This is a genomic window from Pseudogemmatithrix spongiicola, assembly GCF_030623445.1.
GTDB lineage: Bacteria > Gemmatimonadota > Gemmatimonadetes > Gemmatimonadales > Gemmatimonadaceae > Pseudogemmatithrix > Pseudogemmatithrix spongiicola.
The window spans coordinates 18,777-32,682 of record NZ_CP130613.1; the positions used below are offsets into that span (position 1 = coordinate 18,777).

Annotated in this window: 15 protein-coding genes and 1 pseudogene; 4 read left to right on the plus strand and 12 right to left on the minus strand. The window is 66.7% G+C overall.

All coding sequences use genetic code 11. The features are described 5' to 3' along the window. Window positions 1-46: 46 nt before the first annotated feature. From Strain318_RS00095 to mnmG, 6 genes are all read right to left on the minus strand, one after another. Window positions 47-472, minus strand: coding sequence for a bactofilin family protein (locus tag Strain318_RS00095; protein WP_367886499.1), 426 nt, complete (start codon window positions 470-472; stop codon window positions 47-49). Between the two features lie 34 nt (window positions 473-506). Then, complete coding sequence (locus Strain318_RS00100; protein WP_367886500.1) at window positions 507-962, minus strand: hypothetical protein; 456 nt, start codon at window positions 960-962, stop codon at window positions 507-509. Then, window positions 962-1,801 carry a ParB/RepB/Spo0J family partition protein gene (locus Strain318_RS00105; protein WP_367886501.1) on the minus strand — a complete coding sequence of 280 codons (840 nt, stop codon included), beginning with the start codon at window positions 1,799-1,801 and terminating at the stop codon, window positions 962-964. Before Strain318_RS00105 ends, Strain318_RS00100 begins: the two co-directional genes overlap by 1 nt. A 207-nt stretch (window positions 1,802-2,008) precedes the next feature. Continuing rightward, complete coding sequence (locus tag Strain318_RS00110) at window positions 2,009-2,776, minus strand: ParA family protein (protein ID WP_367886502.1); 768 nt, start codon at window positions 2,774-2,776, stop codon at window positions 2,009-2,011. Between the two features lie 124 nt (window positions 2,777-2,900). Continuing rightward, window positions 2,901-3,659, minus strand: coding sequence for an SIMPL domain-containing protein (locus Strain318_RS00115; RefSeq protein ID WP_367886503.1), 759 nt, complete (start codon window positions 3,657-3,659; stop codon window positions 2,901-2,903). Between the two features lie 193 nt (window positions 3,660-3,852). Then, the gene (mnmG, locus tag Strain318_RS00120; protein ID WP_367886504.1) at window positions 3,853-5,751 is read right to left on the minus strand and encodes a tRNA uridine-5-carboxymethylaminomethyl(34) synthesis enzyme MnmG; all 1,899 of its coding nucleotides are present in this window, start codon (window positions 5,749-5,751) and stop codon (window positions 3,853-3,855) included. Between the two features lie 46 nt (window positions 5,752-5,797). On the opposite strand from mnmG, the gene Strain318_RS00125 reads away from it, so the two are divergent. Next, window positions 5,798-6,088 carry a hypothetical protein gene (locus Strain318_RS00125; RefSeq protein WP_367886505.1) on the plus strand — a complete coding sequence of 97 codons (291 nt, stop codon included), beginning with the start codon at window positions 5,798-5,800 and terminating at the stop codon, window positions 6,086-6,088. Window positions 6,089-6,091: 3 nt separating this feature from the next. On the opposite strand, the gene Strain318_RS00130 is transcribed toward Strain318_RS00125, so the two are convergent. The 3 genes from Strain318_RS00130 to Strain318_RS00140 all read right to left on the minus strand — a co-directional run bounded on the left by Strain318_RS00130 (window position 6,092) and on the right by Strain318_RS00140 (window position 9,281). Next, window positions 6,092-6,937 carry a dienelactone hydrolase family protein gene (locus Strain318_RS00130; RefSeq protein ID WP_367886506.1) on the minus strand — a complete coding sequence of 282 codons (846 nt, stop codon included), beginning with the start codon at window positions 6,935-6,937 and terminating at the stop codon, window positions 6,092-6,094. 90 nt (window positions 6,938-7,027) lie between these two features. Beyond that, window positions 7,028-8,218, minus strand: coding sequence for an acyl-CoA desaturase (locus tag Strain318_RS00135; RefSeq protein ID WP_367886507.1), 1,191 nt, complete (start codon window positions 8,216-8,218; stop codon window positions 7,028-7,030). Between the two features lie 37 nt (window positions 8,219-8,255). Continuing rightward, the gene (locus Strain318_RS00140) at window positions 8,256-9,281 is read right to left on the minus strand and encodes a hydrolase (protein ID WP_367886508.1); all 1,026 of its coding nucleotides are present in this window, start codon (window positions 9,279-9,281) and stop codon (window positions 8,256-8,258) included. A gap of 26 nt (window positions 9,282-9,307) precedes the next feature. Here Strain318_RS00140 and Strain318_RS00145 point away from each other — a divergent pair, with 26 nt between their 5' ends. The 3 genes from Strain318_RS00145 (at window position 9,308) to Strain318_RS00155 (ending at window position 11,223) form a co-directional block, all read left to right on the plus strand. Beyond that, window positions 9,308-9,667, plus strand: a complete 360-nt coding sequence (locus Strain318_RS00145; RefSeq protein WP_367886509.1) for an arsenate reductase family protein — start codon at window positions 9,308-9,310, stop codon at window positions 9,665-9,667. A 5-nt stretch (window positions 9,668-9,672) separates the two neighbouring features. Continuing rightward, complete coding sequence (locus Strain318_RS00150) at window positions 9,673-10,662, plus strand: TerC/Alx family metal homeostasis membrane protein (protein WP_367887868.1); 990 nt, start codon at window positions 9,673-9,675, stop codon at window positions 10,660-10,662. Window positions 10,663-10,746: 84 nt separating this feature from the next. After that, on the plus strand, window positions 10,747-11,223 hold the full coding sequence (locus Strain318_RS00155) for a hypothetical protein (RefSeq protein WP_367886510.1): 477 nt from the start codon (window positions 10,747-10,749) through the stop codon (window positions 11,221-11,223). Between the two features lie 16 nt (window positions 11,224-11,239). On the opposite strand, the pseudogene Strain318_RS00160 reads toward Strain318_RS00155, so the two are convergent. The 3 genes and pseudogenes from Strain318_RS00160 to Strain318_RS00170 all read right to left on the minus strand — a co-directional run. Continuing rightward, a pseudogene (locus tag Strain318_RS00160) lies at window positions 11,240-11,836 on the minus strand (DNA-3-methyladenine glycosylase I); the annotation flags it as partial. Window positions 11,837-11,851: 15 nt separating this feature from the next. Next, window positions 11,852-12,376, minus strand: a complete 525-nt coding sequence (locus Strain318_RS00165) for a hypothetical protein (protein WP_367886512.1) — start codon at window positions 12,374-12,376, stop codon at window positions 11,852-11,854. Between the two features lie 30 nt (window positions 12,377-12,406). Next, window positions 12,407-13,870 carry an SLC13 family permease gene (locus Strain318_RS00170; protein WP_367886513.1) on the minus strand — a complete coding sequence of 488 codons (1,464 nt, stop codon included), beginning with the start codon at window positions 13,868-13,870 and terminating at the stop codon, window positions 12,407-12,409. Window positions 13,871-13,906: the final 36 nt, after the last annotated feature.

Consider the following 13,906-nt stretch of genomic DNA (forward strand, 5'->3'; position numbering starts at 1 on the left):
GACCGAGACAGGGTGCCGATGGTGGCGCGCTACTGCCGACTTCCAGCTAACGCGCGACGCGCGCCTCGCGACCGTCCGCACTGCGTCCCACCAGTGCGAGCTCGGTCATCTTCACCGTGCCGTTGATGCGCGCGCCCTCCATCACGACAATTGACTTTGTCACGATGTCGCCGTTGACCACCGCCGTGGGCTGCAACTCAAGCCGATCGGCCGCCGAGACGTTTCCGTCCACGAGGCCACCGACCACGATCTCGTGCGCGCTGACGTCGCCGCGGATCGCGCCGTCCTTGGCCAGCATCACCTGGCGCGCCTGCCGCACGCTGCCGTCGATCTGGCCCTCGACCTTCAGCACGCCCGCGCAGGAAATGTCGCCGCTCACCGTGGTTCCTGCGGAGACGATGGAAAGCGTGGTTTCACCGCCCGCCCGCGGAGCGCTGCGTCCGGTATTCTCGTCCTTCGAAAAGATTGCCATGTGCTCGTTCGCTCGGATGCGACACCGGGGCGCGTCAGCGCCCCCCGATGCCAGGTGGGGTGCGGGGGACGGCTGCGGCCGTATCACGGGCCGCCGCGAGGGCCTGCTGCGCCGTCGCCGCGCTCAGCATGCGCTGTACCTGCTCGTAGCGGGCCTGCAGTTCCGTCAGGGTCGCCGAGAGCGTGTCGATGCGCTCGGCCTCCGCGCGAAGGCGCGCGATTTCTTGTGTCATGAGCGGCACCCGCGCCGCTTGTGCTGCCATCCAACTCCACGAGACGGCGGCGATGGCGAGCAGTAGCAGCGTCACGCGCGAGGTGGCGAATGCCAGCGCACGCACCTGCCACGGCTTGATCACGTAGTGCCGGTGTGCGAGCCCGGACTCGCGGTGCAGATGCACGTATAGCGCCCCGCCCTCCGCATCGAGGATGTGGCCGTGCGCATCGCGCGCGCCGGTCGCCTTCACCTGCCGTGGCGTGGGCCGTGCGGGCATCAGTCTAGGGTTCGGCCGAGGATGAGTTCAAGCACACGCTCGAAATCCTCGTGGGTGTAGAAGGGGATGCGCAACTCCCCCCGCGGCGACTTGCCTGCCTGCACGATGCGAGCGTCGGTGCCCAAGTGGCGGCGCAGGCGGTCCTCGAGGTCCCGCACCTCTGCCGTTCGCGCATCGGTACCTGCGGTGCTGCGCGCGGGCTTCTTTCGCTGGCCTTCGCTCCGGACGCGTTCTTCAACCGCCCGCACCGAGAGCCCCTCCGCGACCGCAGCGCGGGCCAAGTCAGCCATCGCCGTCGCGTCGCCGAGGCCGAGCAGCGCGCGCGCGTGGCCGACCGTGAGCGCGCCGTCCCAGATGAGGCGACGCACTGACGCGGGCAGCGCCAGCAGGCGGAGGATGTTCGCCACCGTCGAGCGATCCTTACCGACGATGTCGGCGACCTCTTGCTGCGTGAGCGAGAACTCGCGAATCAGCTGGTCGTATCCCTCGGCCTCTTCGATCGGATTGAGGTCGGCGCGCTGCAGGTTCTCGACCATGGCCAGCGAGAGCAGCGTCTGGTCGTCGACATCGCGCACGACTGCCGGAATTTCTGACCACCCCAAGCGCTGCGCAGCGCGGAAGCGTCGCTCGCCCGCAATCAACTCGAATCCCTCTTGGCCCCGAGGCGCGGGACGCACCGTGATGGGTTGCAGCAGGCCGCTTACGCGCAGCGATGCCTCGAGATCTGCGAGATCCTCCTCGCGGAACTCCTTGCGCGGTTGCAGGGGGTTCGGCCGAATCTTTGCGAGGGCGAGCACGCGATACGGGGTGCGCGGCTCCTCTGTCGTCGCCGTCCTCACGACCCTCGTCTCACCAGGAGCCGGCTCAATGACCGGCGCCCGGGTCGGCGCCTTTGCGATGAGCGCTTCTAGGCCCCTGCCGAGCCGGCGACCCTTCTCGTTGTTCATAATTCCCTGCGACGATGGATTATTCATAACTGCTTTACTTACAACAACTTATAAATCAATAACGCGCGAAAATCGCACAAGTTGTTGCAGTACAACGACTTAGGAATTTCGTTCGATCAGTTCCTTGGCAACACCCATGTATGCCTGTGCGCCAACACTCGCCACATCATAGAGAATGATAGGCTTCCCGAACGACGGAGCTTCCGCGAGTCGGACATTTCGCGGAATAACGGCATCGAACACCTTGGCGCCGAAGTATTCGCGCGCATCGGCCGCGACCTGGCGCGACAGGTTCAGGCGCGCGTCGTACATCGTCAGCAGCACGCCGTCGATCCCGAGCGACGGATTCACGCCCTGCTGCACCAAGTGCACGGTATTCAGGAGCTGCGACAAGCCCTCGAGGGCGTAGTACTCACACTGCAGTGGGATGAGCAGGGAATCCGCAGCCGCCAGCATGTTGATCGTGATCAAGCCGAGTGATGGCGGGCAATCGATCAAGATGAAATCATAGGATTCGCGCACCCGCTCCAGGGCGCGGCGCATTGCGAGCTCGCGCTCGTCCTCGTTCACCAGTTCGATTTCGGCCCCTGCGAGATCGGGCGTCGCGGGAAGCACATCGAGGTGCTTGAACTGCACGCCGCGGCGGATGGCCTCGCTGACCCGGGTGGGATCCAAGAGAGCATCGTAGACGGTCTCCTCGAAGCTGTCCCGTGAGAGCCCGATACCGCTCGTGGCGTTCCCTTGGGGGTCTCCATCGACGAGCAGCGTGCGCTGCTCCGCCGCTGCGAGCGAGGCGGCCAAGTTCACGGCGGTCGTCGTCTTTCCGACGCCGCCCTTCTGGTTTGCGATTGCGATGATTCTGGCCACGTGTCTGCGAAAAAGAAGCGGGGGGTGTGTCGGCGAATATACCGACGCACCCCCGCAGTAACTAGTCACAGTGTTTCACGTGGAACATTCCCACACGCTTCAGTGGGTATGTTCCACGTGAAACCTATGGAAAGATGGCGACTCGCAGCTGTACGGAAGCCTCGATTGTGATCAAGCCTGCTTCGATGGGCGTCGGGGCCGCGTCTGCGGCAGCACGCATCATCACAACCGGCCGCGCAAACTCCGGCGCTCCGGGGCTGCCGCCGCTCGACATCTCGAGAATCCGGCCCACACGCACTCCGGCAGCCCGCGCCATGACCTGAGCGTCCGCTAGTGCCTTCCGCACGGCCGCATCGAGGGCCTCACGCCGCGCCGAATCCGGATTGGCGAGGGTGAAATGCGGACCAGAAATCTGTGTCGCTCCCTGGCCGAGCGCCGCATCGAGGACCGGCCCGATCTTCGTAAGATCGCTGAGCGTCACCTGAATCTCATTCCGCGCCACGTAGCCCGTGAGCGTCGGGCGCCCGCCCTCCCGCGGGTACTGGAACTCGGGACTCACCTGGACACTGCGCGTTTGCACCTGCGCGCCCGTGACACCGAGCCTGCGAAGCGCATCCAAGACGGACGATTGGATCCGTGCATTGTCGCTCGCTGCCTGAGCGGCCGTCCGTGCGCGACTCTCCACGGCGACTCCCATCTCGGCGCGATCCGGGGCAATCGAGACGCTCGCCTGCCCCGAGACGGTCAGTGAGGGAATGACCTCCGCCTCCGCCCGCTGCGACGCGGTCTGCGCCTGAGTGGACGCCGGCCACAGGGCAACTACGGCGACAACGGCGAAGAGCGCGGCGTTCACGCGCGTCGCGCGGAGGATGCTGCTGCACATCTGGACCTCACGAGTAAATAGTTTCACAACGATACTAAAATTAGCTGCGCCGCGTCGCCGCTCGAGCGTGCGATGAAGCCGCCAGCGGGCGCCGCCTAGAGATACCCCGGACGCTCTTCCATGTCCCGCACGAACGGTGTCCGCCCTACCGCCACAAAAAAGCCGCCGCCGTGCGCCCGATGCGCGCCGCGCGTCACCACCGGCCAAGTTCAAAGGCGAGGTTCTGGAGGTCTGCGGGACTGACGCCTGGCACGCTCGCGGCCTCGGCCAGCGTCGCCGGACGTCGGGCGGCCAGCTTCTGCCGAGCCTCGACGCTCACGTTGATGAGGCGATCGTAGGCTAGGTCCGCCGGGAGCGCGAGCGAGGCCAGCCGCTGCAGCCGCGCCGCCGCCGTCCGTTCGCGCTCGAGATAGCCCGCGTACTTGATCTCCAGGTCGGCGGTCGTGACGGCGTCCGGACCCAACGTCACGCCGACGCCCGCCGCGGCAAATAAGTCGCGAAGTGCTACTTTCTGACGCTTCGCGACGTCAATCAGCGGAACGGCCTGCGTGAGCGTCGACTCGCCGCAGGCAACCAGCACCGCCTCGGCCGCCTGCGGGGTGAGGCTGGTGCGCGCGGCCAGTACGCGGGCCTCGCGCTCGTCCTCGAGCCGACGCTCCGCCAGCCGGCGTTCCGCGTCCGTGTACAGGCCCAGCGCGTCGCCGATGGCATACAGGCGCGGGATGGCGTTGTCCTGCCGCACGGTCAACCGGAACTCCGATCGTGAGGTGAACAGGCGGTAGGGCTCATCCACGCCGCGCGAGACCAGGTCGTCTACCAAGACGCCGATGTACGACGTGTCGCGCCCAAGCGTCACCGGCGCGTGGTCCAGCGCCGCGGCGGCGGCGTTGAGGCCGGCCACCACGCCCTGCCCGCCCGCTTCCTCATAGCCGGTGGTGCCGTTGATCTGCCCGGCCAGGAAGACACCCGGCAGCGCCCGCAGTTCCAGCGACGGCCACAACTGCGTCGGTGGCACATAGTCGTACTCGATCGCGTAACCCGGCCGCGTCATCACCGCCTGCTCCAAGCCCGGGACCGCGTGGAGCAACTCCAGTTGGGCGTCGACCGGCAGCGACGTCGACAGGCCGTTGACGTACATCTCCTGCGTGTCGTGGCCCTCCGGCTCGAGGTACAGCTGATGGCGCTCCGCATCGGGGAAGCGCACGATCTTGTCCTCGATGCTCGGGCAATAGCGCGGCCCCCGGGTGCCGATGGCGCCGCCGTACATCGCGGACTCCTCGAGCCGCCGCTGCACCACGTCCTTTGCCGGCTGCTCGACGTACGTGATGAAGCAGGGCAGCTGCTCCGGATGGCGCGTGCGGCCGCTCGCGCGACGCGGCGTGTCCCAGAAGGCCGACCAGGAGAAGTCGAAGCGCTCGATCTCGCTGTCCTGCCGTTCGAGCCGCCCGAGGTCCACGCTGCGGCCGTCAATGCGCGGTGGCGTTCCCGTCTTGAAGCGACCGGTCTCGAGACCCAGCTCCCCGAACTGTTCGGCGAGCGTCACCGTCGCCGCCTCGCCGGCGCGGCCACCGCTCACGCTCGTGCCGGTGCCGATGTGAATGCGTCCGCGCAGGAACGTGCCGGTGGTGATCACGACGGCACGCGCACGGATCTCCCGTCCATCGGTCGTCAACACGCCCGTGAGACGACCGTTGCTGCCGAACAACAGGCGCTCCGCCGTGCCCTGGACCGTCGTCAGCAGCGGCTGACGCTCGAGCAGGCTGCGCACCGCCCGACGATACAGTCCACGATCGGCCTGCGCGCGCGGCGCCCACACCGCCGGCCCCTTGCCGCGGTTCAGCATGCGGAACTGCAGCGTTGCGAGATCCGTCGCGCGGCCCATCACGCCACCCAGCGCGTCGATCTCGCGGATGACCGTGCCCTTGGCGATGCCCCCCATGGCGGGATTGCACGAAAGCTGGCCGATGGTCTCGAGCGACGTCGTCAGCAGCGCGGTGCGCGCACCACGCCGTGCGGCGGCCACGGCGGCTTCGGTACCGGCGTGGCCGCCGCCAATCACGCAAACGTCTACGTCGTGCGCAGGTCGGGCCATTCCCCTAATCTACAGGAGCCGCCAGACCCATCACCACGCACCGCCGATGCCGATTCCCCTCTCCGCCAACGCGTCCACCCTCCTCTTCCAGAAGGCCGCCTTCGAGCGCGCCGGCCTGACGCGCGCCACCATCGATGCGTGGCTGACGCTGACGCCCGAGGAGTTTCGCGTGGAGGGCGAACTCATCGCCGTCGGGCCGGTGTTCGATGCCGAAGCGCTCCAGGCCCTCGTCTCCGCATTGGAAGACAAGGGTCTGGTGTACTACGACGACTTCTTTGAGATGAGCGGCAGCTGGCCCGATTGGGTCAGCTTGCACGCCATGGCCGCGCGGCGCTGACCATCAGTTGAGATGGCGCCGGAACCAGCGCAGCGTCTCCGGCCACGCTCGACGCGCCGCCTCGAGATTGGCCGGCCGCTGGTCTTGCGCCCGCAGGAAGCCGTGGCCGGCGCCGGCGTAGATGTGCTGCTCGAAGGTCCCGCCGATTGCCTTGATCGTTGAGTCCGCGCGGCCGATCGTCGCATTCACGCGCTGATCGTCTTCGCCGTAGAGGCCGAGCACCGGGATGCGGACCTTTGCGATGTCCTCGGCGGACGGCGACGAGCCGTAGTACACCACCGCGGCCTTGAGGCCCGGCGCGTTGAAGACGGCGTGATTGAACGACGCCGAACCGCCCCAGCAGTAGCCCACCACGCCGTACACCTTCTTCGCGGCCGGCAGGTTCATGCCATACTGCCCGACGGCCGCGACCATCGCGTTCATCTTGTCGGGCGTGACGCGCTGGATCATCGCGCGCGCGTCAGCGGCGGCCATGGAGTCCGTGGTGGCGCCTCCGCGCTCGATCGACAGCAGGTCCGGCGCGATGGCGATGAAACCATCGGCGGCGAGCTGATCCGCCACGCCGCGCACCCAGCTCGAAAGTCCGAAGATCTCGTGGATGACCACGACGACCGGCGCGTTGTCACGGCGCTCGGGATACACGACCCATGCCGCAATCGAGTCGCGCGAGCCGGGAGCGGCAGGAATCATCGCCCACTCGGCGTGCCGAGGGCTGTTCTGCAGGCGTGCGGCGACGTCGGCCGCACCGGCGGGAATCGCGGTGCCCTGCGATTCGGCAGATACCGACTCCACGGAACAGGCGCCCACCGTGAGCGCGAGGGGCAGCAGGGCTAAGGCTACGAAGCGCATCGTGTACTCCAGGGAAGATCGCGAAACGGAATGCGGGAGATGGCCGCAGCCACCTCCCGCATGAACGTACAGTGTGCCCGGACCGTTCGCCTACGCGGGACGCGGCGCCAGTTCGGGGAAGGCCACCGCGCCCAGGCGCTCCGCCAACAGCTGCCGCGCCCGCGCGACGATCTCGTCCGTGGACGGCGAGTCGGCATACGCCTGCAGCAGGCGCTCGCGCAGCTCGGCGGCCGAGGGCAGCTGCGGCAAGTGCGGCAGGTGCGCCTGCAGCTCGTGCCACGCGTCCTCGCTGCGCGCCTGGCCCGCGGCGAGCCGCGCCCGAAGCTCGATGACCTTCGGGTGCGCATCGAACTGCTCGCGCGCGTGCTGCAGGGCATGGGCCGCGTCGGCACGCGTCGTCGCGAACTGCTCCGCGAGCTGGCGCGCCACGCGCTCCAGCACGGCCGTGCCCACCCGGCGCTCGTTCCGCACGACTTCACGCGGCGGTTCGCCGAGCTCCCACACGAGGCCGACCCACGACATGGCCTTGAGGGCGTAGTACGTCGGATCGACCTCGTACCAGCGGAACCCCTGGCGCGTCGAGCGCTGGTACGCGTGATGGTTGTTGTGCCAACCCTCGCCCAGCGTGATGACGGCCAGCCACCAATTGTTGCGCGAGGTGTCGCCGGTGACGTAGCGCTGCGAGCCATGCACGTGCGCCAACGAGTTGATGAAGAAGGTGCCGTGGTAGAGCAGTACCGTGCTGCCGAAGAAGCCGATCAACAAGCCCGACCAGCCGTCGAGCAGGAAGCAGCCGACGGCGAGCAGGATCGCCGGCAGCAACTGGTGCCGGTCGAGGAAGCGGAGCTCCGGATACTTCGCCAGGTCCGGAACCTCGTCGAGGCGCGTGGAGCCATGCTTCTGGTCGAAGATCCAGAGCACGTGCGAGTACAGGAAGCCGCGGTGTAGCGGCGAATGCACGTCGTCTTCCTGGTCCGAATGCCGGTGATGGTGCCGGTGCAGGGCCGCCCACCAGAGTACCGACTTCTGCGCCGAGCTCATGGCGAGCATCGTCAGCAGGAACTGCCCGACGCGCGACGTCTTGAACGACCGGTGCGAGAAGTAGCGGTGATAGCCGGCCGTGACCCCGAACATGCGGACCACATACAGCAGAAGGGCCAAGACGATCGAGGTGGTCGTCACGCCGGTCCAGAACGCCGCGATCGGCGCCAGATGGACCACGATGAAGGCCACCGTGTTGGGATAGATGATGTCGTCGTGGAATTCGGCGGTCTGACTCAAGTCGTGCTCAGGCAGGGGTATGCGTGAAAGCTAATCGTCACGCAAAACGGGCCATCCAATCGGCCACGTGCGCTTCCATATAGTAGTGCGGGGCGATCGGCGATCCGGCGATCCAGCCGACATGTCCGCCGGTCGGCGTGAAATCGACGTGCAGCGCCCGGTTCGTCCGCGCGTGCTGGCGGACTTCGTCAAGGACAGCTGACGGCAGGAATGGATCGTCGACGGCCGAAAAGAGAAGGGCCGGCGTGACGATGCGCGGCAGGAAGCCGAGCGAGCTGGAGCGCTGGTAATAGTCGTCCGCCCCGAGGAATCCGTGGACGGGTGCGGTAAAGACGTCGTCAAACTCCCAGAAACTCCGCGCGCGCAGGAGCCGGGCCCGATCCACGGGCAGCGTCGGATGCACGTCGAGGGCGGCGAGCGCCTTGCGGCGCAGGCTCTGCACGAAGTGCCGCACATACACCCTGGAAAAGCCGCGTTCGAGGTGGCGGGCGCCCTCGGCGAGGTCAAACGGCGTCGAGACGGCCGCGGCCGCGCGGAGCGTCGGCGGCGCGGTGTGTTCGCCGAGCCACTTGAGCAGCACGTTCGCGCCGAGGGACACGCCGACGGAGAGGAGGGGGGACTCGGGGTGCCGGTTCGCGAGGGCGTGAAGGAAGAACTGCGCATCCGAGGTTTCGCCGGAGTGATACATGCGCGGCGCGCGCGGGATGCGGCCGTCGCAGCTCCGCCAGATGAGCATCGCGGCCCCCCAGCCTCGCCGCCGCGCTTGGTGCAGGAGGCCTTGGGCATAGGTGGAGCGGATGGTGCCCTCGAGGCCGTGGAAGATCGTGAGGATCGGCGCGGCGGCTGTCGGCGGATCGATGAGGGCCACGGAGACCTCGTCGCCGTCAGGCACGGCCCAGCGTTCGATGCGGTCGTGCGCGGGCGGCACGCGGCGCACCAGTTTGCCGAATACCGTGGGCAGATGGGGACCCGGCAGCCACCAGGCCGGACGAAACGTTTGGTCGGACACAGCGTACCCGGTAGATTTCCGTCTCTGTTGCGCCGCACACTGCGTGCGCAGCATTGTCCGCAATATCAGGGGAATACTGGGTGGAAGTGCAGGTCTTTGGCACGCAGAAGCATCAGGACACGCGACGGGCGCTGCGGTTCTGGAGCGAGCGACGCGTCAATGTGCACTTCGTGGACCTCACCCAACGCGCGGCCAGCAAGGGCGAGCTGCAGCGTTTCGCGCAGAAGTTCGGCGTGACAGCGCTCATCGATAAGGCCGCGAAGCGCTATGCCGCACTTGGCTTGGGGGCCGCGCGCTATTCCGATGAGAAGTGGATGCAAGTCCTCACCGATGAACCGCTCGTGCTGACGCAGCCGCTGACCCGTTGGGGCAGCAAGCTGACCATCGGCCTCGCGGAAGACGACTGGAAGGCCTGGGTGGCCTCGGAGCGTACGGCGTGATCTGGATGTGGACCGGTTTCTTGGTGTTCGTCGGCATCGTGCTGGCGCTGGATCTTGGCGTGTTCAACCGCACGCCGCATGCGCCGACCCTGCGCGAGGCGTTGCTCTTCACGGCCGGCACGGTCGTGATGGCGTTGGGGTTCGCGGTGTTCGTGTACGCCGCGTACAACGGCCACTGGCTCGGTTTGGGCACGGCCATCGACGCGGTAGACAAGAACGTGAACGACGGGCGATTGGCGGCCGTGAAGTTCCTCACGGGCTACGTCGTCGAGCTCTCGCTGAGCATGGACAACGTGTTCGTGATCGCGCTGATCTTCCAGCACCTCAAGGTGCCGCCCGTCTACCAGCACCGCGTGCTCTTCTGGGGCATCCTCGGCGCCTTGGCCATGCGCGGTGCGATGATCGGCATCGGCGCGCAGCTGGTGGCGCGCTACCACTGGATCCTCTACGTGTTCGGTGCCTTCCTGGTGATCACGGCGATCCGGATGCTGTGGCGCAAGGAGGAGGAGTCAGAGGCCGAGGTTGAGAGCGTTGTGGTACGCTGGCTCCGCCGCCACTTCCCGGTGACGGATCGGTACCACGAGCAGCACTTCCTCGTGGAGATGAACGGCAAGAAGTTCCTGACGCCGCTCGCGGTCGCCCTCGTGCTGGTCGAGACGACGGACCTGATCTTCGCGGTGGACTCGATTCCCGCGATCTTCGCGATCACCGCCGATCCGTTCTTGGTGTTCACGTCGAACGTGTTCGCGATTCTGTGCCTGCGCAGCCTGTACTTCGGGCTCGCCGGACTCATTGAGAAGTTCCGCTACCTCAAGGTGTCGCTGGCGCTGGTACTCGGCATCGTCGGCGTAAAGATGCTCGGAATGAAGTGGATTAAGGGCTGGTTGGGGGAGGATACGAACTTCTGGCTGCTGGGCATCATCTTTGGCGTGTTGATTGGCGGTGGTATTGCCAGCTGGGCCGCCGATCGTGGGGAATCGAAGAGCGCTTCATAGCGCTCTTCTAGTCATTGACTTTCGTTATTCTGAAAAACAGAATACAGTGTGCAGCAAGCACCCCAGACCCGACCCTTCGATCTCGTGGTTGCCCTCCGACTCACGAAGCCGGCGGGAACGCTCGTTGCAATCGGTGATGAGCTGGCGGCATCGCCGAGCCAAGTGCATGCCGCGCTGCGTCGCCTGGAGCTCGCCGGGCTGCTGCGGCCTGATTCACGCGCCACCAACACGCGGGCCCTCCTCGAGTTTCTCACCGGCGGCGTGCGATTCGCGTATCCCGCCCAGCGCGGACCGCTGCGCGAGGGGGTGCCCACCGCCTACTCGGCCGCGCCCCTGAACGCGACGGTCGACGCCATCGATGTGGTTGTCTGGCCGGCCCCCGGCCATCCGCAAGCCGTTCGCGGCTTCAGCGTGACGCCGTTATTTCGGCGTGCGCCCCTGCTCATCGACCGCTCGCCCGACACGTATCGGGCGCTGACGATCGTCGATGCCCTGCGCCTTGGTGATCCCCGAGTGCGTCCGCACGCGCGGGCGGCGCTCGAAGCGCTGTTCGGGAGCTAGGTCTCGCCGGCGCCGACGTCGGCAGCGTGGTGCGCGAACGAAGTGCTGCGATCTCCTCGTGGCGAAAGCACGTGTCCAGGTGATCGTTCACCAGTCCCATGGCCTGGAAGAACGCGTAGGCGGTAGTGGGCCCAACGAAGCGCCAGCCGCGACGGCGGAGCTCCTTGGCCATTGCGGTCGATTCATGAGTCACGCTCGGGACGTCCTCGCGCCGCCGCCGCACAGCCTGGCGCTCCGGAGCGAACCCCCACACGAAGCGCGCGAGCGACCCCTCCCGCTCGACAAGTTCAGCGTACGTCCGGGCGTTGTTGATGACGGCCTCGATCTTACCGCGGTGCCGCACGATGCCGGCATCGCCCAGGAGCCTGGTCACATCACGAGTGCCGAACCGCGCCACCACCATCGGGTCAAAGTCAGCAAACGCGGCTCGAAACGCCGCGCGTTTCCGGAGGATCGTGATCCAACTGAGGCCAGATTGAAAACCCTCAAGGGAGAGTTTTTCAAAGAGACGCCGATCGTCGCTGACAGGAACCGCCCACTCGGTGTCGTGATAGCGCACGTACTCAGCGTCATCACCACACCACCAACAGCGCACTAACGAGCCCTTAGGCATACGCAGAATACATAATCAGGCGTAGCCACGCAGCGCGAAGAACTTCGACACTTCTTCCGCGTCCTCGACCACCTCCAACCAGCCCGGGCGCAGCGCCAAACGGACTACCAGCGACCCCGACTCCGACACCACGGCGATCGCATCCGTGAAATCACACTTCGCCACAGCATCATCCGGCAACTCGATGCCAGGAATGCCGCTGAACTGGATCGTATGGTCGGGCCCCAGGTCCGGTCGCCGCTCAAGCCAGGTGACACCACGGAACACCACGACGTCATTGCCGTTCGAGGTGAACGCCGAGTCGCGCGCGGGAAGCGCTTCGGAATCCGGCAGGAAATCCGCAACGACGCACGAGACCTCGAAGCCCGTTTCGATCTCCGCGCGATCCACGTGTGCGCGCACCGTCCCGCCGCTGCGCAACCGCACGCGGAACTCGCCCTCCGCCAATTCCCACGCGGCCCAGCCATGCCGCAGGCGGCGGAACGCTTCGAGGGAATCGGTGTCCGCAATGAACGAATAGCTTCGGAGCGCTTCAGCCATACGACAAATGTAGAGACGAACCCCGTCCGCTCAGAACACCAGCAGCAACACGCCGACGACGACGCAGATGGCAACCGCATCCAATGCCAACCCTGCTCGCGCCATCTGGCGTACGCTCAGTACGCCGCTGCCGAACACAATGGCATTCGGCGGAGTCGCCATCGGCAACGCGTAGCCCACGGACGCCGCCAGCCCGATGGTCAGCATAAAGAGGAGCGGCGGCTGCCCAAGCGCGGCCGCGAGCGAAACGGCAATCGGCATTCCCATCGACGCCGTCGCGGCATTGGACGCCAGCTCCGACACGATCACGGTGACGACGGCGATGCCAGTTAGCACCAACGGCAGTGGCAGACCCTCGAGTCCGCCCATCCACTGACCGATGCGAGTCGCCAAGCCGCTGGACTCCATGGCTGCGGCGAGCGAGAGCCCGCCGCCGAACAACAGCAGCACATCCCAGGGCAAGGCACGCGCCTCTCGCCATGTCAGCAACGGTCGCGGCGCACTCCGGGCGCTTGACTGACCGGTCAGCAAGAACAGCGAGATGCCGCCAATGATCGCCACGCCGGCGTCCGTCAGCCCAGGCACGAGATCCGTGAGCCCGAACACCGTCACCGGGCTGATCACCTTCGGTTCGCGGAAAAACCAGGCCAGCGCCATCCCGAGGAACACCCAAAGCACCCGCCGCTCGCCGCTCGAGATCGGACCGAGCGCGGCCTGTTGCTCCCGGAGCGCGCGCACGCCTTCGGCATCCAGCACCACTCGCTCCCGGTGGAACACGTGCACCAGCAGCACCCAGCAGACGGGCAGCAGGATCGCCGCGATGGGCAATCCAAACTTAAGGAACGCGAAGAAATCGAGATTCACGCCGATGAGCTCACGTGCCGCGCCGGCGAGAATCAGGTTCGGCGGAGTACCGATCAATGTCGCCATGCCCCCGATGCTCGCCGCAAACGCGACGCCGAGGAGGAGGGCGACCTGCTGGCTGCGTGCCGCGGCATCGTCGCCGAACCGCGCGCCGATCGCCAGCGCGATCGGGTACATCATCGCGGCTGTCGCAGTGTTCGAGATCCACATCGAGATGAAGGCGGTGGCCAGCATGATGCCGAGCACCAACCGCCGCGAGTCGGTACCCACCCGGAGAATCACGCCAAACGCCATGCGCTCGTGTGCACGCCAATGCTGCAGCGCCTCCGCCAGCAGGAAACCGCCGAGATACAGGAACACGACCTCATTCGCGAACGGCGCGGTCGCCTCGCGCGCCGAGGTCGCACCCAGCGCGGGAAACAAGGCGATCGGGAGCAGTGCCGTGACCGCCAACGGGAGGCACTCGCTGATCCACCAGATGGCCATCCAGGTACCGACCCCGAGCACGGTGGCCTGCGCGGCGTCCAACCCACCGGGTGCCAGGAGTCGCAGTGCGACAAAGGCCAACGGGCCGGCAACCAGCGGCAATCGACGCGGCAGCGTCGCGGGAGTAGACGAAGTGGGGTCCACGGCGGCAAGTTGACCCGCTCGTGGGGTAAAGACAAG